At 57.3% G+C, this 20873-nt stretch carries 20 protein-coding genes; 10 read left to right on the top strand and 10 right to left on the bottom strand.

Annotated elements, in window-relative coordinates:
• Window positions 1-35 precede the first annotated feature (35 nt).
• From ACQY4Z_RS04980 to hmgA, 3 genes are all read right to left on the bottom strand, one after another.
• Window positions 36-1046, bottom strand: a complete 1011-nt coding sequence (locus tag ACQY4Z_RS04980) for a fumarylacetoacetate hydrolase family protein (protein ID WP_428527221.1) — start codon at window positions 1044-1046, stop codon at window positions 36-38.
• Between the two features lie 18 nt (window positions 1047-1064).
• The gene (locus ACQY4Z_RS04985; RefSeq protein ID WP_428529714.1) at window positions 1065-1916 is read right to left on the bottom strand and encodes an MBL fold metallo-hydrolase; all 852 of its coding nucleotides are present in this window, start codon (window positions 1914-1916) and stop codon (window positions 1065-1067) included.
• Between the two features lie 136 nt (window positions 1917-2052).
• Window positions 2053-3429, bottom strand: a complete 1377-nt coding sequence (gene hmgA, locus ACQY4Z_RS04990; protein WP_428529716.1) for a homogentisate 1,2-dioxygenase — start codon at window positions 3427-3429, stop codon at window positions 2053-2055.
• Window positions 3430-3683: 254 nt separating this feature from the next.
• On the opposite strand from hmgA, the gene ACQY4Z_RS04995 reads away from it, so the two are divergent.
• The 3 genes from ACQY4Z_RS04995 (at window position 3684) to ACQY4Z_RS05005 (ending at window position 5960) form a co-directional block, all read left to right on the top strand.
• Complete coding sequence (locus ACQY4Z_RS04995; protein WP_428527223.1) at window positions 3684-4025, top strand: hypothetical protein; 342 nt, start codon at window positions 3684-3686, stop codon at window positions 4023-4025.
• Window positions 4026-4413: 388 nt separating this feature from the next.
• Complete coding sequence (locus tag ACQY4Z_RS05000; RefSeq protein WP_428527225.1) at window positions 4414-5565, top strand: adenylate/guanylate cyclase domain-containing protein; 1152 nt, start codon at window positions 4414-4416, stop codon at window positions 5563-5565.
• A 200-nt stretch (window positions 5566-5765) separates the two neighbouring features.
• Complete coding sequence (locus ACQY4Z_RS05005) at window positions 5766-5960, top strand: hypothetical protein (protein ID WP_133952892.1); 195 nt, start codon at window positions 5766-5768, stop codon at window positions 5958-5960.
• Between the two features lie 53 nt (window positions 5961-6013).
• On the opposite strand, the gene ACQY4Z_RS05010 is transcribed toward ACQY4Z_RS05005, so the two are convergent.
• Window positions 6014-6484: a DM13 domain-containing protein gene (locus ACQY4Z_RS05010; RefSeq protein WP_428527227.1), complete on the bottom strand. Its 471-nt coding sequence runs from the start codon at window positions 6482-6484 to the stop codon at window positions 6014-6016.
• 98 nt (window positions 6485-6582) lie between these two features.
• Window positions 6583-8055: a helicase HerA domain-containing protein gene (locus ACQY4Z_RS05015; protein WP_428527229.1), complete on the bottom strand. Its 1473-nt coding sequence runs from the start codon at window positions 8053-8055 to the stop codon at window positions 6583-6585.
• Between the two features lie 434 nt (window positions 8056-8489).
• Between ACQY4Z_RS05015 and ACQY4Z_RS05020 the strand changes: the two genes are divergently transcribed.
• From ACQY4Z_RS05020 to ACQY4Z_RS05030, 3 genes are all read left to right on the top strand, one after another.
• Entirely contained in the window at window positions 8490-9338 is an 849-nt protein-coding gene (locus tag ACQY4Z_RS05020) for a substrate-binding periplasmic protein (protein WP_428527231.1), read from the top strand.
• Window positions 9339-9485: 147 nt separating this feature from the next.
• A complete protein-coding gene (locus ACQY4Z_RS05025; RefSeq protein ID WP_428527233.1) occupies window positions 9486-10280 on the top strand; it encodes a substrate-binding periplasmic protein in 795 nt (264 codons plus the stop codon).
• 67 nt (window positions 10281-10347) lie between these two features.
• Window positions 10348-11007 (top strand): cupin domain-containing protein, encoded by a 660-nt coding sequence (locus tag ACQY4Z_RS05030; RefSeq protein WP_428527235.1) that lies wholly within the window; start codon window positions 10348-10350, stop codon window positions 11005-11007.
• On the opposite strand, the gene ACQY4Z_RS05035 is transcribed toward ACQY4Z_RS05030, so the two are convergent.
• The gene (locus ACQY4Z_RS05035; RefSeq protein WP_428527237.1) at window positions 11004-11606 is read right to left on the bottom strand and encodes a nitroreductase family protein; all 603 of its coding nucleotides are present in this window, start codon (window positions 11604-11606) and stop codon (window positions 11004-11006) included. The two genes, ACQY4Z_RS05030 and ACQY4Z_RS05035, sit on opposite strands and share 4 nt — an antisense overlap.
• 214 nt (window positions 11607-11820) lie before the next feature.
• Between ACQY4Z_RS05035 and ACQY4Z_RS05040 the strand changes: the two genes are divergently transcribed.
• Window positions 11821-13182 carry a DHA2 family efflux MFS transporter permease subunit gene (locus ACQY4Z_RS05040; RefSeq protein ID WP_428527239.1) on the top strand — a complete coding sequence of 454 codons (1362 nt, stop codon included), beginning with the start codon at window positions 11821-11823 and terminating at the stop codon, window positions 13180-13182.
• Between the two features lie 93 nt (window positions 13183-13275).
• Window positions 13276-13944, top strand: a complete 669-nt coding sequence (gene trhA, locus ACQY4Z_RS05045; RefSeq protein WP_428527241.1) for a PAQR family membrane homeostasis protein TrhA — start codon at window positions 13276-13278, stop codon at window positions 13942-13944.
• A 29-nt stretch (window positions 13945-13973) separates the two neighbouring features.
• Here trhA and ACQY4Z_RS05050 read toward each other — a convergent pair whose 3' ends face one another.
• Window positions 13974-14714: a L,D-transpeptidase gene (locus ACQY4Z_RS05050; RefSeq protein WP_133952901.1), complete on the bottom strand. Its 741-nt coding sequence runs from the start codon at window positions 14712-14714 to the stop codon at window positions 13974-13976.
• Window positions 14715-14887: 173 nt separating this feature from the next.
• On the opposite strand from ACQY4Z_RS05050, the gene ACQY4Z_RS05055 reads away from it, so the two are divergent.
• A complete protein-coding gene (locus tag ACQY4Z_RS05055; RefSeq protein ID WP_428527244.1) occupies window positions 14888-15940 on the top strand; it encodes a dipeptidase in 1053 nt (350 codons plus the stop codon).
• 303 nt (window positions 15941-16243) lie between these two features.
• The gene (locus ACQY4Z_RS05060) at window positions 16244-17020 is read left to right on the top strand and encodes a GntR family transcriptional regulator (RefSeq protein WP_428527246.1); all 777 of its coding nucleotides are present in this window, start codon (window positions 16244-16246) and stop codon (window positions 17018-17020) included.
• 65 nt (window positions 17021-17085) lie between these two features.
• Here the strand turns inward: ACQY4Z_RS05060 and ACQY4Z_RS05065 are convergent, their stop codons facing one another.
• From ACQY4Z_RS05065 to oppB, 3 genes are read right to left on the bottom strand one after another with little or no spacing between them, the layout of a single operon-like run.
• Window positions 17086-18708 (bottom strand): ABC transporter ATP-binding protein, encoded by a 1623-nt coding sequence (locus ACQY4Z_RS05065; RefSeq protein WP_428527248.1) that lies wholly within the window; start codon window positions 18706-18708, stop codon window positions 17086-17088.
• 11 nt (window positions 18709-18719) lie between these two features.
• Window positions 18720-19847: an ABC transporter permease subunit gene (locus tag ACQY4Z_RS05070; RefSeq protein ID WP_428527250.1), complete on the bottom strand. Its 1128-nt coding sequence runs from the start codon at window positions 19845-19847 to the stop codon at window positions 18720-18722.
• A gap of 11 nt (window positions 19848-19858) precedes the next feature.
• The gene (oppB, locus tag ACQY4Z_RS05075) at window positions 19859-20782 is read right to left on the bottom strand and encodes an oligopeptide ABC transporter permease OppB (RefSeq protein ID WP_040451699.1); all 924 of its coding nucleotides are present in this window, start codon (window positions 20780-20782) and stop codon (window positions 19859-19861) included.
• Window positions 20783-20873: the final 91 nt, after the last annotated feature.

The following is a 20873-nucleotide window of genomic DNA, read 5'->3' on the forward strand; positions in this document are numbered from 1 at the left end:
CATTGCCGGAGGTGGCCCGGCTACTTGGTGGCGCGCTAGCCAGCCTGTTCCACTGTCTGTTCAATAGCGCCGAAAATGGTGTGCCCGTCCCCGTCCAGCATCTCGATGCGGATGGTGTCACCGAATTTGAGGAACGGTGTTTTCGCCTCACCATCTTCGATGGTCTCGATCATGCGCAGTTCCGCAATGCAGGAGTAACCTGCCCCACCATCGGAGAGCGATTTGCCCGGACCACCGTTCAGTTTGTTGGAGACCGTGCCGGACCCGATGATCGTGCCCGCGCTGAGCGCCCGTGTCTTGGCCGCATGGGCGATCAACTGGCCGAAATCAAAGGTCATGTCGATGCCTCCTTCCGCCCGGCCAAAGGGCTGACCGTTGAGGTCGACATGCAGCGGCAGATGCAGCTTGCCGTCTTTCCAGGCCTCGCCCAATTCATCCGGCGTCACAGCAACAGGCGAAAAGGCCGAGGACGGTTTTGACTGGAAGAAGCCAAAGCCTTTGCCCAGTTCGCCCGGGATCAGCCCCCGCAAAGAGACATCGTTGACGAGCAGCACCAGCTTGACATGGGACAGGGCCTCTTCAGCACTCACACCCATCGGCACATCACCGGTGATGACGGCGATCTCGCCTTCCATGTCGATGCCATAGGCTTCGTCACGCATTCTGATCGGATCGCGCGGCGCGATAAACGTATCGGAGCCGCCCTGATACATCAGTGGATCCGTCCAGAAGCTCTCCGGCATCTTGGCGCCGCGGGCTTTGCGAACCAGCTCGACGTGGTTCACATAAGCGGATCCGTCGGCCCACTGATAGGCGCGCGGCAACGGCGACAAGGCATCGTGTTCGTGAAAGCGCAAGGTTGGGACGGCGTCATGGGAGAGGCTTTCGGCAAGAACCTGCAGCTTGGGCGCAACATGGCCCCAATTGTCGAGCGCGGCCTGCAGGGTCGGTGCAATGTGACTGGCATCCGTGCAATAGGTCAGCCGTTCGTTGACCACCACCAGTTTTCCGTCCCGGCTACCATCTTTCAAACTTGCCAGTTTCATGGATCCGTCTCCCCAAGCCTATTTTGTTATGACCAATCCATCATGACCGACAATTGTCTGCCCGGAAAAGGTTTCTGTTGCCTCCAACCACTCCTGCTCTTCGAAACCGGGCAAATCCGCCGGGATCAAATGGTTGAGGAGAAGGGTCTTGGCCAGGGCCATTTCAGCAATCTTGGCAGCATCCGGCGCCATCGTGTGGCTTGCCCACAAATGTTCGCGCAGCCGGTCGCCATTGCCCGTGATCTCGACGATTTTGTCGACCCCGCGTTGAAGCATGGCCTCGTGCACCAGAACATCGCAGTCCTTGGCAAAGACGGCGAGCGGCGGGAAGAAAGCCGTGTCAGCGGAAAAGACCACCGACCAATCCTCCGTATCTAACCGCAAGGCAAAACAATCGACCACCGGCGGGTGATCAACCCGCAGCGCTTTTAGCGCCAAACCGCTGTCGTCAAGCGGCACATCGCCTTCGGCCAGCAGGTGGATTTCGACCAGATCCCGCAGGTCCGGGCGGCCTTCATCATCAATCCGCAGATCGATGTCGTAGCGCATGGAGGCCAGGAAACCGTCCCAATACTCCATCAGGTCGGCCGGTCCGAACACCTTGACCTTATGCGCCAGCCCGCTGGTCCAGGCCGTATGCAACAAGGGCCCGAGCTCCAGAACATGATCGGAGTGCATGTGCGTGATGAAGATGAGGTCCAGCTCTTTCAAGGAGACCCCGGCATCGACCAAGCCACGGGTCACCCCGAGACCACAGTCAATGACACAGCGCCGGCCGCCGATCTCGATCAACGAACTCGTCGGCGACGGCCCGCCCGGCCGGATCGCAGGCCCGCCCTTAGAGCCCAAAATGACGAGACGGTCATCCATATCCGCTTTGCCCTGCACCCACACACTCCTTGCCAGCATCCACAACTGCGCTTTTGTCAAAAAAAGCAATCCCGGACGTGATCCGTGACCAACCCTGAAGGCCCCGGATCAAGTCCGGGGCGGCAAACAGTGCCAGTTACTTCTTATCCCAGGTGCCTTCCGGCGTGCCGTCGAATTTCTTCTCCAGGCTGTCCCAGCAGTCGATGTAATTGTCCTGCAACGGTGCGTCCTTCGCGGCATATTCGGTCAGGTGTTGCGGGAAGCGGGTCTCGAACATGAAGGACATCGTATTGTCGAGCTTTTCGGCCTTCAGGTCCGCATTGGATGCCCCTTCAAAGGCATCGTTGTCCGGTCCATGCGGCAGCATCATGTTGTGAAGGCTCATGCCGCCCGGCACGAAGCCCTGTGGCTTGGCATCGTACTGACCGTAGATGTTGCCCATCAGCTCGGACATGATGTTCTTGTGATACCAGGGCGGGCGGAAGGTGTTTTCGGCCACCATCCAGCGCTCCCGGAACAAAACGAAGTCGATGTTGGCCGTTCCTGGCACGCCGGACGGTGCGGTCAAGACGGTGAAGATCGACGGGTCCGGATGGTCAAACAGGATCGCCCCGACCGGGCAATAGGTCCTAAGGTCATATTTCACCGGTGCGTAATTGCCGTGCCAGGCCACCACATCGAGCGGCGAATGGCCGATCTTGGTCTCGTGGAACTGGCCGCACCATTTCACAGTGACCTTGCTCGGCACTTCCTTGTCTTCATACCAGGCGACCGGCGTCTTGAAGTCCCGGCGGTTGGCCATGCAGTTGGCGCCGATCGGGCCACGGCCCGGAAGCTCAAATTTCTGGCCATAGTTCTCGCAGACGAACCCGCGTGCAGGACCTTCCACCACCTCGACCCGATAGACCAGACCGCGCGGCAGAATGGCGATTTCTTTTGGCTCCAGCTCGATAATGCCAAGCTCGGTGTAGAAGCGAAGAATGCCTTCCTGGGGAACGACCAGGAGTTCACTGTCAGCAGAGAAGAAGTACTCATTTTCCATCGACTGGGTCGCAAGATAGATATGCGTTGCCATGCCGACCTGGGTGTTCACATCACCGGCCGTCGTCATCGTGCGCATGCCGGTCAGCCAATTCAGGCCCTCATCGGCGTGCGGAACCGGATCCCAGCGGTATTGGCCGAGAGAAATGACATCTTCGCAGACGTTTGGCGCGCTTTTCCAATAAGGAAGGTCGATTTTCTGAAACCGGCTGGTATGCTTGACCGACGGCCGGATGCGGTAACACCAGGTCCGCTCGTTTTGATGGCTTGGCGCTGTGAAGGCGGTACCGGACAACTGCTCGCCATAAAGCCCATAGGCGCATTTCTGCGGGCTGTTCATGCCTTGCGGCAGCGCGCCCGGCAGGACTTCGGTCTCAAAATCATTGCCGAAACCCGGCATATACTGGAGCTCGTTGGACAACGACTTGCCGCCGTCGCCGGCAACTTGCTTGTGATCGACCTTGTTCATAATCGCATCCTCCCGGGATCATGCCCTGTCAAATTAGTTGCACTTGTAACTATCTAGGCAAGTGCGGTCAAGTGACTTCCGGACAGGCCGGGAAAAATTCGCCGGTCCACTTGGCCGGAGTGTCAATTCTGAGGCTTGCTGCCCCGCGCCCCTGCCCCAGCCCCAGCCCCAGCATTCGATAACTGCGAATTTGAATGTCTTGCATCTGTTGAGGCGTTGAATTAAATTGGAACAAAATAGGAACATTGAGGATTCTGATGCCATATCAGGACACGTATTTTGAGCTGAAAAAGGCCGCGCCACCTTTGGCAGCAGATGGGCATGAGCCGCAGGACCTGGAGGACACGGTGCCTCCCAAAACACCTCCACAGCTCGCCAAACCGACGGCCGGCGAGCTGGAAACCATGATGCTGTTTCTGCGGCGCGCCCGCGACAGAGCGGTCGTCATCCGAGAAAATGCGCCGGCTGGAAGCTATCTGGAGAGCGTTCTGCACCGAACGATCCTCGGCATTGATCAAGAGCTGACCCAACTCAAATACCTGCTCGCCAAAAGCGATCTGCCGAAGTCATCGCCGACCCGTATGCGCCCGGCGATCTAGGCCGTGTGGACGAATTGGAGATGCATTTCGCCGGGATTTGCAGCGTTCAAGATCAAGGAAATCCGGTGAAGGTGATGCTTGCGCATCATCAAGACGGATTTGCGCTGGAATTGAGCAATGCAAACACGGCCCAAAGGGTGAGACAAGTGCCGGCGATCTGGCGCCGCCGATCCCTTGACCTTATATCAATAGGCTCTGCAGGACCGTTCCCGCCATATCTTGGCACTTGTCTTACGAAATACGTCTCCAATTCGTCCACACGGCCTAGAACATTGAAATTCCAAAACGAGTGTTGGTCTTTTCTGGAAACTTGTGATGAGCTAGCTGGGAAACATTCAGAAAATACCCCATTTCATTTGGGGCGTTCATAACTTCGGGGGCTTGCGGTTTGGCGGCGACAGACGATCAGAAAACGCATGCGCGACTGATCAACTGGATCATGACCGAGGGACCGCGCCAACGCTCTCCATCCGGCCTGCTTCACAGTTTCTGTCTGAAAATGCGCGAAGCCGGTGTTCGCGTCGACCGGTCCACCCTGGGTGCCCCGATCCTGCACCCGGTCGCCAAATCGTCCTTCGTATTCTGGGACAGCGAGACGGGCACACACGAGCGGTGGTTTACATATGCGCCGGATCAGCTGGAAATGCTGAAGGCGAGCCCAATTCACAAGATCTACACCCGGGGTGAGCCGTCTTCCCTGCGGCTCGACCAGCAACATCAGCGGGACCTTTATCCAATCGGCGCAGATCTCTGGGCAGAAGGCTACTATCAGTACGAGGCGTTGCCACTCAAGTTCTCGGATGACACCTATAAGGTCCTGACGCTCGCAACGAAATCATCCGATGGCTTTTCGGAACCGGATCAAAGGCTGATCGAGACCACTGTACCGGCTATTACGCTTGTGTTTGAAGGCTTCATTGCGCGCAACACCGCACGAACGCTGATGGAAACTTATGTCGGACAGCGGGCCGGTCTGCGGGTGCTTGACGGGGAAATTGCACGTGGTGACGGGAGCTCCATCGATGCCGTGATCTGGTTCTCCGATCTGCGCGGGTTCACCGCCCTTGCGCAATCCCGCAGCGAAAGCGACGTTCTGAACATCCTGAACAGCTATTTCGGGACACTGACAGAGGCAATCGAGGATCAGTCCGGCGAAGTTCTGAAATTCATCGGCGATGCGATTCTGGCCATTTTTCCATACGAGGGCGATGTCCACCACGCAATCGCGCGGGCCGAAGCTGCGGCTCTCAAAGTTGTTAGCTCTGACGCATTTCAAGATGACATCAAATTCGGAATCGGCCTGCACACCGGATCCGTGTTCTACGGCAATGTCGGCGGTGGCAACCGGCTCGATTTCACCGTTATCGGCAACTCGGTGAACGTTGCCAGCCGCATCGAAGGGCTGTGCTCCAGTCTCGACACCCCCATTCTCGCATCTGCCGATCTCGCCAGCATGTCCGCCAAGCCCTGGCATTCCCGCGGCAAACATCTCCTGAAAGGAGTAACTGATCCTTTCGAAGTTTTTGCTCTCAAGGTTTGAGTATACGGTTTAGGTTCGACACCTCTGGTAATCAGCCACCAGGGGTGTTCAAACTACGACCACCGAGTCGTTCTGCAAGGACTGTCAGGCTCAGGTGTTCAGCGGTGAGACGGTAGGTTGATCGTTGAGGGTCTTCGGTGCCAGTTTGTTTCGAATTGGACGGTCACGATGTACTTTGGCAGCAGCAGGGGAGCATACGCATGAAATTTCAGAATTCGGTGATGCCCCTGATCATGCTGACCGCCTTGTTCGGCATGATCGTGATGATGTTTGACGTGCCGGTTGGCATCTCTCCCAAACGATTTGGAGCCTTCGTCTTTGGCGCCATTCTGGTGATCGTTGTATTGAACCTTGCCTATGTCTTGTTTGAAAACGCACGCAAAGACAAAGATTGATCTCGAAAAATAGCCGGGTCGAGTTCACTCGACATTGGTATACGCGTATTTGCTCACCGGTATTTCGCGGCGGTAATGAACTCGCTGAAGGCCTCGCACCACACAAGGACGGTGGTGTAATCCTCAATATTCACCCCATCCGGAACATCGGCAATGAAACCGTCGAAAGTGTTGATGTCGGCGATTTGAACAGCGCTTTCCCGAACAGCTTCAAACCCCGCTTCGTCTTCGACGAACTCCTTGACCAAGTACAGCTTGTAGTCCGGGCCGGGAGAGAGCGCACCAGTATGCACAATCTTGTCCTGAGACAGGCTGATCGAGCCTTCGCCCCAATGCAGAAAGTCGCTTCCCTTTAGATCACGGGTGAGCGCAGCCTGGTATTCTGCGGACTGGCTGGCTTCTGCAAGAAGCGCCGCATCGGGTCCTTTGGGTGCTGTCAGAATGGGCAGGAAATAGACCCCGAGTGCAAATCCGATGGCCAGCATTCCGCCATGGGAAACCAGCAGCACAAGCCAACGTATCATGGTTCATCTCCTAAAGACTTTTCGCTCCGGTTCCGAAGAGATAGGCAGCAAATGCACGCCTGCAATCAAGTCCACTTGACAGTTTTGTGGCCGGCCCGTCAGGCGGCGGCTTCGTCCCCCGGCTCGGTGCGCCAGCCAAGATCCGTCAGCGTCACAATCCTGTTGCCGCGCAGATCGGTCGCACAGACCAAAAACCCGCGCTCTTCCATGTGGGACAAGAGCCAGCGGGCCCGACCCGGGGACCGGGTACCATAAGCTGTTGCAATCTCGATGTTGCCCGGGCACGGCGCCTTCGCGAGGGCCGCTTTCGCAAGCAGCAAATAAACCCCCCGCATGTCTTCCGGAAGTTCGGCTGCGATCAGTTCGGCCTGCTGCCAGGCACTGTCATCCACCTCCCCCTTTTCGACACCGGCGCGGGCGACCGACAGTTTTTCCCGGAAAGTCTGGAGATCGGGCGTCCCGCCGGTGAGTTTGGCGATCCGGCAGCGGACCTGAAAGTCCTGGTAGAGCGAGGCGATGGGTTGAAACGCTGCCTCATCCTCATCGAGAATTTCGGAGATGATCTGATCGATCTTCTCCTCGCGCTCGCCGTGTTCAAACAAATTGTCGGCTTGCGGGATTTCGGCTTCTGCCGCATCCCCGGCGCTGGTCAATTGGTTCAGAACATCATCTGTCGAGGCGACCGGCTCGGCGATCCTCAGCCGGACCGGGATCTCGTCGGGAGAGCGGGTAAAAATCAGATCTTTGGCTTCTTCCTTCGGCTGCTCAGGCAAAGGCATCAGCTTCGGTCCGCCGCCGCGGCCAGCCGTTTCAACCGGGCCGATCTTGACCGGAATCGGACGGCGGGAAACCGCCGGGCCGAGCGCGATGAAATGGCCCCGGTCCAGATTGCGGAAGCTTTCCGCCTGCCGCCGCTCCATGCCGAGCAAGTCCGCCGCGCGGGCCATGTCGATATCGAGGAATGTCCGGCCCATCAGGAAGTTGGACGCTTCTGCGGCGACGTTCTTGGCAAGCTTTGCAAGACGCTGGGTGGCGATGATCCCGGCAAGCCCGCGTTTGCGGCCCCGGCACATCAGATCCGTCATTGCACCGAGCGATCTGCGGCGGGCTTCTTCGGTGACTTCGCCTGCGGCGGCCGGTGCAAAGAGCTGCGCTTCGTCCACCACAACGAGCATTGGATACCAAAGGTCCCGGTCCGCATCAAAAAGACCATCCAGGAAGGTGGCTGCCGCTTTCATCTGACGGTCCGCATCCAGCCCCTCCAGATTGAGCACGACAGACACGCGGTGCTGACGCACGCGCCCGGCAATCATTTTGAGGTCTTTCTCAGTGCCCACCGCATCGACAACCACATGACCGTATTTGTCGGCAAGGGTCACGAAGTCCCCTTCCGGGTCGATGATGGCCTGCTGCACCCATTGGGCGGACTGCTCCAGAATCCGGCGCAAGAGGTGCGATTTACCGGACCCGGAGTTGCCCTGAACGAGCAAACGGGTTGCCAGAAGCTCTTCCAAATCGAGCCCGGCACGTTTGCCTCCAGCCATGTCACCAATGTCGATTTGAACGGTCATGCACAACCGGGCGCAAACCTGCGCCACCACCCTTTCTCAGCTGTCTATAAGACGCGAGTGAAAACGATTCCTCGGATCATGAAAAGCGGCTGTTGCGATTAGCAGAGGTTATCCCTGAAATCCACCCTGGACCGCGGGTTTCAGGCACACATGCCGACCACTAAGAACCGATTTGTTCAAGACCAAGAAAACAGCAAACTCCCACAACGTTTTACCAAGTCGCGGGAATTAAGTTTTTTCTCATGCAGTTATCAGATAACATCCAATAAAGGAGGTGCAGTGTACAAAATACACAATCAGAAATTATATAACTTCTTAGATAACTACTTTATCGACCTTAAGTACAGCAGGATTCAGCCGAGATAATTTTGAAGTAAGATACGCCGTTTGATCCCCGACAATGGTCGGCATCACACTTGAGGAGCAGCAGCGAAATGATTGTAGTGTCACTCAGAAGACTGTTCACTGCCCTCCTACGACCTGCATTTGGCGTTCTGGCTGTCCTTTGGACAATTTTCCCCTCTGCGTACGTCTATGCGGAAGACTGTCCAGACAATTTCCGCGTTGGTGCTTCCGATGATTACGAACCATTCAGCTATATCGGTTCAGACGGCAAACTGACGGGTCTTGACCTCATGTTTGTTGAGCAGATCCTTGGAGAGGCAGGGTGCACCCCACAATTCCTGGATTTGCCATTCCCTCGCGCTATGGTGGAGCTGGCCGCCGGGCGGATTGACATGATGATGTTCGCGTCCGTCACAGCAGAACGCCAGAATTTTGCTTTGTTTTCCGCTCCCTATCGAAACGAAACAGCTGGATTGATCATCCGGGCCCATGATCAAGGCAGGTATCCAATCACAGAGGTTTGGGATCTTCTCAAGCTCAACCTCCTTTTGGCCCATGACGTTGGAACCTATCGCGGCGATTTATTTGAAACGTTCTTGGCCAACCCGGAGGCCAAGAAAAACATAATTCAAGTCAGCAGCTCACGCCAAAGCCTGAACATGCTGGTTAAAGGGCGCATCAACGCCATCGTTGAAGCGCCTGCTGCCGTTTTCGCCCTTGCAGAAACAGTTGGGGTGCGGGACCAGATTGCCGAACATCCGTTCAAACTCTGGAGCGAACCAGTCCATTTCATGTTCAGCCGGAAGACCGTTTCTCCAGAGTTCGTCGCCCAAATCGATGCCTTACTGGCCGAAGCGGTGCAGACACCCGAGTACACCTCACAGTTCGGCTCCATGAGCGTCGGCAGCCCTGCACATGCGGGTTCCGAGACCAATTGAGGATACTTAAAAGGAGCGTCAATGCCGCCAGCGCCACACCTTCAGATCTTCAGGCCCCGCTTTCATTTCCGATTTGCGGGCATACACCGAAGTAGCCTCGAAAAGTGTAGCAAGTGTCTTTGCGCGCTGCTTCTATGCCTCGTCTTTGTGGATCCTGTTGCTCCAATTGCTGCCGCTGCAACGCAGAACGCCTTGTGTCCAGAGCCGCTGCGCGTAAGGGTATCGGGCGACTACTTCCCATTCAGCCACAAAGCACCTGGCGGCAGGCTCATCGGCACAGATGTCGAGCTGGTTCGAACCGTCTTTGACCTCATCGATTGCCCGATCGAACTGGAAATCATGCCCTTCAAACGCGCCATCGTGGAATTGTCGCAAGGCAACATCGACATGGTCCCCTTTGCCTCGATCACGGAGCACCGGTCCAAGTTCGCCCACTATTCCGCCCCTTACCGGAACGAACTCGCCCGGCTGATCTTTCGAAAGGGTGAGGCCGAAAACCATCCCATCTCAGACATCAACCACATCATCCACCATAAGCTGGTCGTCGGTCACGAGCGCTCGTCCTATCGCGGAATACTTTTTGACAGTTTCATGAGAAGCGACGCCGGGCAGCATCATGTCTTCCATACGACGACCACCACGGAAGGCATCCGGATGCTGGAAACTGGCCGGATTGATGCCCTGGTCGAAATGCCCAGCGCAGTTATGGGCGTTGCAAACCGGATGGGCCTGGAGGGGGCCTTTGAAGTGCACCCCTTTCCGGTGTGGGAGGAGCCTGTGCATTTCATGTTCAGCCAACAGACTGTGCCGGTCCGGCTTGTCGAAGCGGTAAGCGCCGCAATCAGGGAGGTCAGACGGACGGAGGACTACAAGGTGGCGTTCGGGCACCTTGCCCTTCCCCTTCCGGATCTGCACGATCCGTCAGCCCCTCTTATGGATTGAGGCTCTTCCCTTTGCCCGGTGAAGCACCACATCAATAAGCAAGTGATTAGGAGCAGGAGCTGACTGGATGAAGATCCACGCCGATTTGTCGAAACGGGCCCAAGTCGATAGCGCGACCCTCGATTGGATCGCCTCCCCCATGGCAGGTGTGGAGCGGCGTATGCTGGAACGCGACGGCGAAGAGGTCGCCCGGGCAACCAGTCTTGTCCGGTACGCTCCAGGCTCCTCATTCTCAGCCCATTCTCATGATCTCGGCGAAGAATTTCTGGTGCTCGACGGCGTCTTTACCGATGAGACCGGAGACTTTCCGAAAGGCATGTATGTCCGCAACCCGCCAGGCTCACGGCACATACCATCCAGCGAACCTGGAGCGGTGATCCTCGTCAAACTGCGGCAAATGCAGACAGACGACGACACGTTTGTCCGGGTCGACACGCTGGACCCGGCGGGGTGGCAGGCTGGCCGCACGGGCGAGCATATTCTTCCTCTCTTTGTGCGCCCCGAAGAAGAGGTGGTCATGCTTCACTGGGAGAGCGGCACGGGTTTTGGCGAGCAATCCTTCCCCGGCGGCGCGGAGTATTTTGTCGTCGAAGGGGCCTTTGAAGACGAAAACGGCCGTTATGACCAAGGCACTTGGCTGCGTTTGCCGGCAGGCAGCAGTCAAACGATCAAGACAGAAAACGGTGCCCGGGTCTGGCGAAAAACCGGGCACCTTGCGGCTGACTAAGCGGCTGCCTCCAAAGACACCTCATAGCGGCCGTGAAAGGCAATCTCGCTCAAGGGGCGCCGGCCGCTTGGGCGTTCTTGCTGCTGAAGCTCTGGCGTCAACTGCTCTGCATCTCCGCGGCGGCCAATGGCAAAGGCGACATGGACCTTCAACCGCTCCGGCAAGCCCAGAACCTCGTGGGCCTGATCTCTGCGCAAACCTGCCATGGCGTGCGTGTGGTATCCGAGCAAGGTGGCTTGCAGCGCGGCCTGGGCCCATGCCCCACCGGCATCAAACGCGTGAAAAATTGCCGGAACCGGCCCGTCTTCACTGACGCCATCGACCAAGGAATCTGAAATCACAAAGACCAGCGCTGAGGCGCCTACGGCCCAGCTCCCGTTAAAATCGTCCAGCAAGGCGTAAAGCCGTTCAAATTCAGCATCTCCGCGCAAGGCGTAGACGAACCGCCAGGGCTGCGTGTTGAAGGCTGACGGCGCCCATCGTGCGGCCTCCAGGATGGTTTTCAGATCCGCTTCGGGCATCGGCGCCCCATCAAACGCGCGCGGGGACCAACGCTTCAAAAAAAGATCATCAACCGGATGGTCTGCAACACGGGTCATTTCAAAACTCCTTAAACCCAAAAACTGTGGCGATACACATCAGATAGGCGATATTTGTCTTTATATCAAGATACTTTTTAATAAGATATTTGAATTCGAGACTTCGCACGTCTGCCGTTGGTTATAGACAAGGCTCCCCATCGGAAAACTCCTGTACGACACGCAATGCCCGCACTAGGCTGAGGCCAACGGACATTTCATCAGATGAGCGCACATGACAGGCCTTTCAGAGCACAACCGCCGGCGCGGCCTGGTCTTTGCCATGGGTGGTCTCGGTGGGCTTGTGATGCTGGATGAGACGGTTCTGGGCGTTTCCCTGCCCGCGATCCAAACAGACCTCGGATTATCGGCAACAACGGCACACTGGATCCTGAATGCCTACATGCTGGCGTTCACCTGTTTCGCTGCGATCGGCGGCAAAGCCATCGACCTGTTCGGCCTCCGTCCGGCATTGATAACCAGCTGCTCGCTTTTCGCCGCCGCCTGTCTGATCGCCGGGTTCGCGGACAATGCAGCACTCCTGATCACGATGCGCGTTGTCCAAGGACTGTGCGCCGCGATCATGTTTCCAATCGCCTTCGCTGCTGCAACTCTGACTTTCGAATCCGACGAGCGTGGCCGCGCGCTCGGTGTTCTTGGCGCGACCGCAACCCTGTTCCTGGCAGCGGGACCGTTGATTGGCGGTGTCCTGACCGACGTGCTTTCCTGGCGATGGGTGTTTTGGATCAACATTCCAGTCGTTGGGACAGCCGGTGTTCTTGCCTGTCTTCTCTGGCGCGCGCCGGATGCCAAAAGTGCCCGGCCGGACATCGACCGCATTGGCCTCATTTTGCTGCTCGTCGGCCTGACAGCTCTGATCTTCGGATTGATGGAAGGACCGGATGCAGGCTGGGGGACACGGCTGATCTATCTGAGCCTTGCCGCCGGCATCGTCGGGTTGAGCGCCTTTGTGATCTGGGAAGTCCGCCAGACGGCCCCGCTTATTGACGTGCGCTTGTTCCAGTCCCCGGCCTTTACGGCGGGCGTTCTTGTTTTCCTGCTGACCCAAATGAGCAAGATCGTTGTCGCAGTACTTGTGCCGCAGTATCTCCAGCTCGATTTGTCTTATTCGGCTCTTTGGGCCGGTGCCGCGACCGTGATCGCCGTCTTGCCAATCCCGTTCCTGTCAGCGCCGGCCGGAACGATCGCCGACAAATCCGGATCCCGCCATCCCGTTCTTGGCGGGCTGATCGTTTTGACTGCTACCAATGCGTGCATCGGAGCTGCGACGCTCCTGGACAATTACCTTGTTCTCGCGCCTGTCCTCCTGATTTGGGGCATCGCCCTTCCCTTTGCCATGATCCCGGCAGGGAGGATCACCGCGAACGCCGTGCCGTCTGAAAAGCAAGGCGAAGTGAGCGGCTTGCTGATCACCTTCCGGTTGATCGGTGCTACGCTTGGCGTCACGCTCGGCAGCGTATTCCTGGCGATCGATGCAGGCTTCCCGGCGGTGTTTTGGACGGTTGCAGCCATCTTTGCGGGCTGCACAGCGTTTTGCTGGTTTGCCATCCACCCGGAACAGCAGGCCTCATCATGACGGTGCCCTAACCGGATATTGACATTTTGACCCCACGATCGGTGATACCGTTCGGGGAGGCAAACTGAAACGCTTGCCGCAACGGAGCAAAACATGGCGCAAAACCGCCCCCAACCCAGACACCAGACGCTTGGCGAGTTGATCGCCGACGGAACGATCCATGTGATTGGAATTGGTCTTGGTGTTGCCGCAACGATCATCCTGACATTGACGCTCTGGAGCAGCGGTGATCTCGCCCGCCAGGTCAGTGTGCTAATTTATGCCGCGTGCCTGATGGCCATGCTGATCTGCTCAGCGCTCTACAACATGTTTGCAAAAGACCACAAGGCCGGAGTGCTGCGCCGGCTGGACCATGCAGCGATCTTCCTGATGATTGCGGGCACTTACACGCCACTTGCGGCCATGATCATTGGCGGCTGGACCGGCGGTGTTCTGCTGGCCGTTGTCTGGAGCGGTGCCCTGACCGGTGCGATTGTGAAACTCTTAAACCTGCAAGGCATGGACCGCTTGACCGTGCCGATCTGCCTGGGCCTTGGCTGGGTGGTGGTTTTCGTTGTCAAACCACTTATGGAGAACGCGTCGGCCTTTGGTTTCTGGATGATTGTGGCAGGCGGTTTGCTCTACACGATTGGAACCGTCTTCTACGCCTGGAAGAACCTTCTGTTCCAGAACGCGATCTGGCATGCATTCGTGCTCGCCGCAGCCGTTTGCCATTTCGCGGCGGTCCTGCATGATGTCGCGCTGGCAGCTCCGACGCCTTAACCGGCACCGGAACTTCTGAACCTAAGCGCTTAAGTGGAGATGTCCTCGTCCTTAGTCAGGACAACGACCTTGGTACGCAGCGGCACACGGTCAAACAGATCGATCACGTCCTGCTGCCACATGCGGATACAGCCGGAAGACACGCTCTTGCCAATTGATGATGGCCTATTCGTGCCGTGGATCCGGTACAGCGTGTCCACACTGCCCTGCCAAAGATCCATGGCGCGCGCCCCAAGCGGATTGCGCAGCCCCGGCGGAAAGCCCTTCTCCCAATACCGCTCAAGCGACGGCTTGCGAGCAATCATTTCCCGTGGAGGGCGCCAGATCGGATGTGGGCGCTTGACCCGGACCAAGGCTTCACCGGACCAGGCAAACCCTGCCCGCCCGACACCAATGCCATAGCGCAGCGCCTTGCCGCCCGGAAGCACCCAGTAGAGGAAGTTGTTGTAGGGGTCGACGATGATCGTGCCGGGCTTTTCGCGGGTCTTGTACTCAACGACCTGACGCAGATACTTCTCGTCAAACGCCTTGTAGTTGATTGCAGGCCAGGTGAAATCACCATCCGGCAACGCCGCATAGGCGGATGCATAGTCGAACTCTTCGTCCGGCAACGGTGGCTGATCGGGCAAGCCGACGACCTGTTCATAGGTCTGGCATCCGGCGAGTGTTCCCGCCGCCAAAACCAGCCCGCCCGCCATCAGGCTTCTTCGGCTGAGACCTTTGCTTGGCGCAAGGGGGGCTTCGGTGCTTTCAAATGTCCGGCGCGTCATGAGACCTCCAAAATCCGGTCTCTTCATAAGTCGAGCATCGCAAGGAGCGCAAGTCACATTGCCTTCAGGCGCTTACATTTCCAAAATTTGCGGATAAAGTGGCCTCCTCTTGAAAGCAGCCCGCCTGCCCCACCATTTTGTAGTTTCCAATAAAAACAACGGCACCCATCCATATGACTTCGCATATCCCGGCTTTTGACGGACACAATGACACGCTTTTGAAGCTGGAGATCGACGCGATCCGTGGCAAGACCCGCGATTTCTTCGAGCGGTCCGACCGCGGCCACATTGACTTGCCGCGTGCCAAAGAAGGCGGTTTTGCGGGTGGCCTGTTTGCCATGTTCGTTCCATCCAATCCCGAACAGGATTTCTCCAAGCCCTTTTCGCCGAGCGACAAACGGAACTTTCTTCCTGTTGAGCAGAAGTTGGCCCTCAGCTTCACCAAAAGGATGCTGGAACGGGCAGAACGGCTGGAAGCGGATTCGGACGGAGCCGTTGCCATTTGCCGGTCGCCGGATGCGATCGAAAGCGCCATGGAAAAGGACCAGCTGGCCATCAGCCTGCATATTGAAGGCGCAGAGGCCATCGACACCAATTTCTATGAGCTTGAGGCTTTTTATAAGCGCGGTCTGCGCTCACTTGGCCTTGTCTGGAGCCGGGAAAACGCCTTCGGCTATGGCGTGCCGATGGCACACCCCCACAGCCCGGATATCGGCCCGGGCCTGACCGGCGCCGGCCGCGATCTGGTGCGCGCCTGCAATCAGATGGGTATTCTGGTGGATGTGTCTCATCTGAACGAAAAAGGCTTCTGGGATGTCGCACGCATTACAGACAAGCCGATCATCGCCAGTCACTCGAATGTCCACGCCATATGCGCCAACAGCCGGAACCTGACCGACAAGCAGCTGGACGCTATCAAGGAGAGCGGCGGCCTCGTTGGCATCAACTTCTTCGTCGGTTTTCTACGTCCTGACGGCAACTTCAACCAGGACACGCCGCTTGATGTTGTGGCTGATCATGCCGCTTATCTCGTGGACCGGCTCGGCGAAGATGGCGTTGCCTTGGGCTCGGATTTTGACGGCTGCGCCCCGCCGAGAGATCTTAACGACGTCACCGGACTGCCGCGTCTGGCCGAAGTTCTGGATGCACGCGGGTTTTCGCGGCAAACACTGGAGAAAGTGTTCTTCAAGAATTGGATCAATGCGTTGAAAATAGCAGCGAAATAGGCAAATCCAACATCACCTCCTCAAGATTCTCTCGAACTTGTGACCATAGTTCGCAAATTAGCGATTGTTTTTCCAACGCTCCCAAATGAGTATGCTTCGATTGCAAATTCTGCAGATGTTCTTGAATAATGCATAGGCTTTCCGGAACGCCGATATAACAACAAAAATCTATCAGCGAAACCGGTTTCGGAAATCGAGCAACCAGACAATCAAGCGCATCTGCGTGCGAACTGGCACGCCCCATCGGCCGCTGTCTCCTGATCTGAGGAGCGGCAATCTCGGGAATCAGCTTCAGGACCGGCCATGGCGGACGGTGTCTGGGACTGGCGTGGCAGTTTGCCAGAAACGTCGGTAATGGGGGCTGACTTGGTATTCGATATTGGGGCAACAGATCCGCAGGTAGCCGCATTTCAGGGTGAACGCCGGAGACGCAAGGCTGACGCGGTCTATGTTGATATGAAGCGTCAGATTCTTTTGGGGGATCTTACACCCACCAGCCCAATCACTGAACAATCGCTCGCGCAGACCTACAATTGCTCGCAAAGCACCATCCGGGAAGCCCTTTTAACCTTGCAGGAAGACGGTTTGGTGATCCGGCGCGGCTATCAGGGCACATTTGTTACTCAAACGACAAACGACGAAGCGATCATCCTCTTCCGGCTGCGCCTCAATATCGAAACCGCGGCCGTCGACCGAATTACGCCAAACATAACTCAGGAACAGTTGGACACTCTCCGCGAGATTGCCCAGCAGTACGATAGCATCCGAGCAAAGCGCGACAAGATTGGCATTTCCGAGGCGGACATCGCTTTTCACATGACTATGTTGCGTTTTGCCGACATGCCGGTGCTCGAGCCCGTGCTGCTGCGCACGCTGCTTCATTTGCACCGATTCATTATCACTCGACACACAAGAAATTTGGTGTGGATAGACAAGATCACAGCATCTCATCACGATTTGATCGATGCGATAGCCACCAAAGACCCTGATCGCGCACGAAAAATGACTATCCAGCACGCGACGACGAACACAATTGAAGTCACCGAAGAAGTGCGGATGGAAGTCTTCGCCAAGATTTGAGCGGCACCGGAAGCTGAGGCAGACTCAAATCTGCCGGTGATCGCTTTGATGACCGGACGACAGCATCAGGCTGTTTCCATCATCTGCTTCTGGGTGAGCATGGCCGCGCCAATGAGTTCCTTGGTATAGGCGTTTTGTGGTGCCTGGAAGATGTCCTCAACGCCCCCCGCCTCGACCACCTTGCCCCGCTGCATCACCATCACGGTGTCCGACAACGCCCGCACCACGGCAAGGTCGTGACTGATAAAGAGATAGGTCAAGTCGTATGCCTTCTGCAGGCCACGCAACAACTCAACCACCTGTTTTTGAATGGTCCGGTCGAGCGCGGATGTCGGCTCGTCCAGAACAACAAGCTGCGGTTTGAGAACCATTGTCCGCGCAATTGCAATGCGCTGACGCTGACCGCCGGAAAACTCGTGCGGATAGCGGTTGCGCATCACAGGATCGAGCGACACTTCCTCCAGCGCCTGGCAGGCTCTTTGATCCCTGTCCCGGGCACTTAAGGAAGGCTCATGCACCAAAAGGCCTTCGGAGATGATCTGTCCGACGGTCATGCGCGGGCTCAAGGACCCAAAGGGATCCTGAAAGATCAGCTGCATGTCCTTGCGCAAAGCACGCATGGCGGCCCTGTCCTTGCCCGAGACCACCTCCCCTTGAAAGACAACCCGCCCACCGGCCGGCAACAAGTTCAAAATGGCGCGACCTAGCGTGGATTTGCCGGATCCACTTTCGCCAACAATGCCCAGCGTCTGACCCCGGCGCAGGGAAAAGCTGATATTGTCGACAGCCCTCAGGATATGGGCCGGACCAAACAGCCCTGCCTCCAGAACAAACTCCACATCCACTTTCTGCGCTTCCAGAAGCACTGGTGTGTGGTCGGGCACAGGTGGCTTATGACCCGTCGGTTCGGCGTCCAGCAGCATCCTGGTGTAGGGGTGTTCCGGTTGGGTGAAGATCCGGGCGGTCCCACCGCTTTCCACCACCTCGCCGGTCTTCATCACATAAACCCGGTCGGCAATCCGACGGACAATCCCGAGATCGTGGGTGATGAAGATCACCGCCATGCCGAGACGTTTTTGCAGATCCGCCAGAAGATCCAGGATCTGCGCCTGGGTGGTCACATCGAGTGCCGTTGTCGGCTCATCTGCGATCAGGACATCGGGATCATTGGCGAGCGCCATGGCGATCATCACCCGCTGACGCTGGCCTCCGGACATCTCGTATGGATACGCCTTGATCTTGCGTTCCGGCTCCGGGATGTTGACGAGCTTCAACAGCTCCAGGGCTTTCGCCTTCGCCTGTTTCCAGCTGAGGCCGCCATGCACCACCATCGGCTCGGCAAGCTGACGGCCAATGGTGTAGAGCGGATCCAGCGAGGTCATGGGCTCCTGGAAGATCATGGTGATCTTCTTGCCGCGCACCTTGTTCAATTGGCGCGCTGGCAGCCCCAGGATGTTGGCATCCTCGTACAGGACTTCGCCTTGTGTGCGGCCATTGGAGGCGAGCAGCCCCATCGCTGCCATCAGTGTCTGGCTTTTGCCGGAGCCGCTTTCACCCACAATGGCGACGGTCTCACCCGCCTTCACGTCGATATCGACGCCGCGCACGGCATTGACGGTTCCGGCGGCGGTCTCGAAGTCGACCTTGAGATCCTTGATCGCCAGGACCGGGCGTTTTGGGTCTTGCATGGGTCTTCCTCCTATCGGTCCTTGGGATCCAACGCATCGCGCAGTCCGTCGCCGATAAAGTTCAGCGCGAACAGTGTCGATGTCAGGAAGACGGATGGGAAGACCAGCATCCAGGCCGACCCTTGCAAATTGCGGGCGCCTTCGGAAATCAGAACGCCCCAGCTCGTCATCGGCTCCTGGATGCCAAGACCGAGGAACGACAGGAAGCTCTCAAGAAGGATTACCTTCGGCACGAGCAGGGTCATGTAGACAACCACCGGGCCAAGCGTATTCGGGATGATGTGCCGGCGAACGATGCCGCCGTCGCCAACGCCCATGGCCTCGGCTGCCTGCACGTATTCCTGACGCTTTATGGTCAACGTCTGACCGCGCACGATCCTGGCCATGTCCAGCCATTCGACCGCCCCAACGGCGATAAACATCAAAATGAAATTCCGGCCGAAGAACACCACCAGCATGATCACGAAGAAGATGAAGGGGAGCGAATACAGGATGTCGACCACCCGCATCATCAGCTGGTCGGCCCGTCCGCCAAGATATCCGGACGTCGCCCCGTAAAGAACACCGATGGTAATGGCAACGACGGTCGCCAGCAGACCGATGGTCAAGGAAACACGGCCGGCAATAAACGTCCGGGTCATCAAGTCCCGGCCATTCGCATCGGTGCCAAAGTAGAAATGCAGGTAGTTGATGTCCGCAGTCAGCGTCGCGCGTTTGTCATCATCTGCTAGGTCGCTCAATGCGGCGTCTTTGAACAGGTCGCTTCGATCGATATACCGCGTTGATCGTGGATCGATGGCCCGGCGGGAGGTCACTTGCGCAACCACCTGATCACCAACCCGCTCATAACTTTCAAGCTTTAAACGGGCCCGTTTCACAAGGGCTTCAAACGCAGGCTCAACCTGATCCGGTTTCGGATAGGCGCCGAGGCTTGCCGGCACCTTCACATAGTCCCTGTAAACCGTGTCATAGTCATGCGGCGACAGGATCGGGCCAAAGGCCGACAACAAAGCGATGGTGGCCAGAACAATCATGCTGGCAACAGCCGCCTTGTTCGCCAGAAGCCGGTCGCGGGCATCATCCCAGAGCGAGCGCCCGCGTTGCGGAACGTCGACGGTATCGGGTGTCGTAACAGACATGTGTGATATCCTCAGTCGTAGCGCACGCGCGGATCAAGCAGCGCATAAAGCAGATCCACGACCAGGTTGAAGATGATGACAAAACACGCCACGACGACCACGGTACCCATAACCAACGTGTAGTCGCGGTTCAGCGCGCCTTGCACGAAATAGCGGCCAATGCCGGGAATGCCGAAGATGGTTTCCACCACCACGGATCCGGTCAACAGGGCAGCCGCGGCCGGCCCCATATAAGACACCACCGGCAAAATCGCGCCGCGCAAGGTGTGGACCACGATCACCAGATAGTTTGTCAAACCATAGGCCCGAGCGGTTCGAACGTGGTTGGAGCGCAAGGCCTCGATCATGGATCCGCGGGTCAATCGGGCAATCACGGCAATCTGCGGCAGTGCAAGTGTCACCACAGGCAGGATCTTGTTGACGAAGGCCCCATCGCCCCATCCCCCTACGGGCAGCCAGCCAAGCCAGACACCTAGCAAGAGCGTCAGCACTGGAGCCACGACAAAGTTTGGTATGGTCACACCCAGGGTCGCAGCGGCCATGACAGAGTAATCCGCCGGACCATTTTGCCGGAGCGCAGCTACAACACCCATCAGACCACCGACCACCAGCGCCAGGGCAAGAGCGCTCAAACCGAGTTGGATCGAGATCGGCAAACTGGCGGCAAAGAGTTCATTGATAGTGAAGTCGCGAAAGTAAAAGCTCGGCCCAAAATCGAGCTGCGAAATGGATTTCAGATAGAGCAGATACTGTGTCCAGAGCGGCTCGTCCAAGTGATAAATCTTGTTCAGATTTTCCATCACCTTGGCTTCAAGCGGGCGTTCGAGGTCGAACGGCCCGCCCGGCGCGATCCGGATCAAAAAGAAAGAGATCGTTACAATCAGAAAAATCGTCGGGATTGCGCCCAGCAATCGACCGAACACGTAGCGGGTCATCAGCTTGCCCTTCTCATTCCACGATGATCTTAGGGTCAGGACCCAAAGCCATTCAGGCCGCCATCTTGCAAAACCGGCAGCAGCGGAAAAT

Source organism: Roseibium sp., from assembly GCF_965276855.1.
Classification (GTDB): domain Bacteria; phylum Pseudomonadota; class Alphaproteobacteria; order Rhizobiales; family Stappiaceae; genus Roseibium.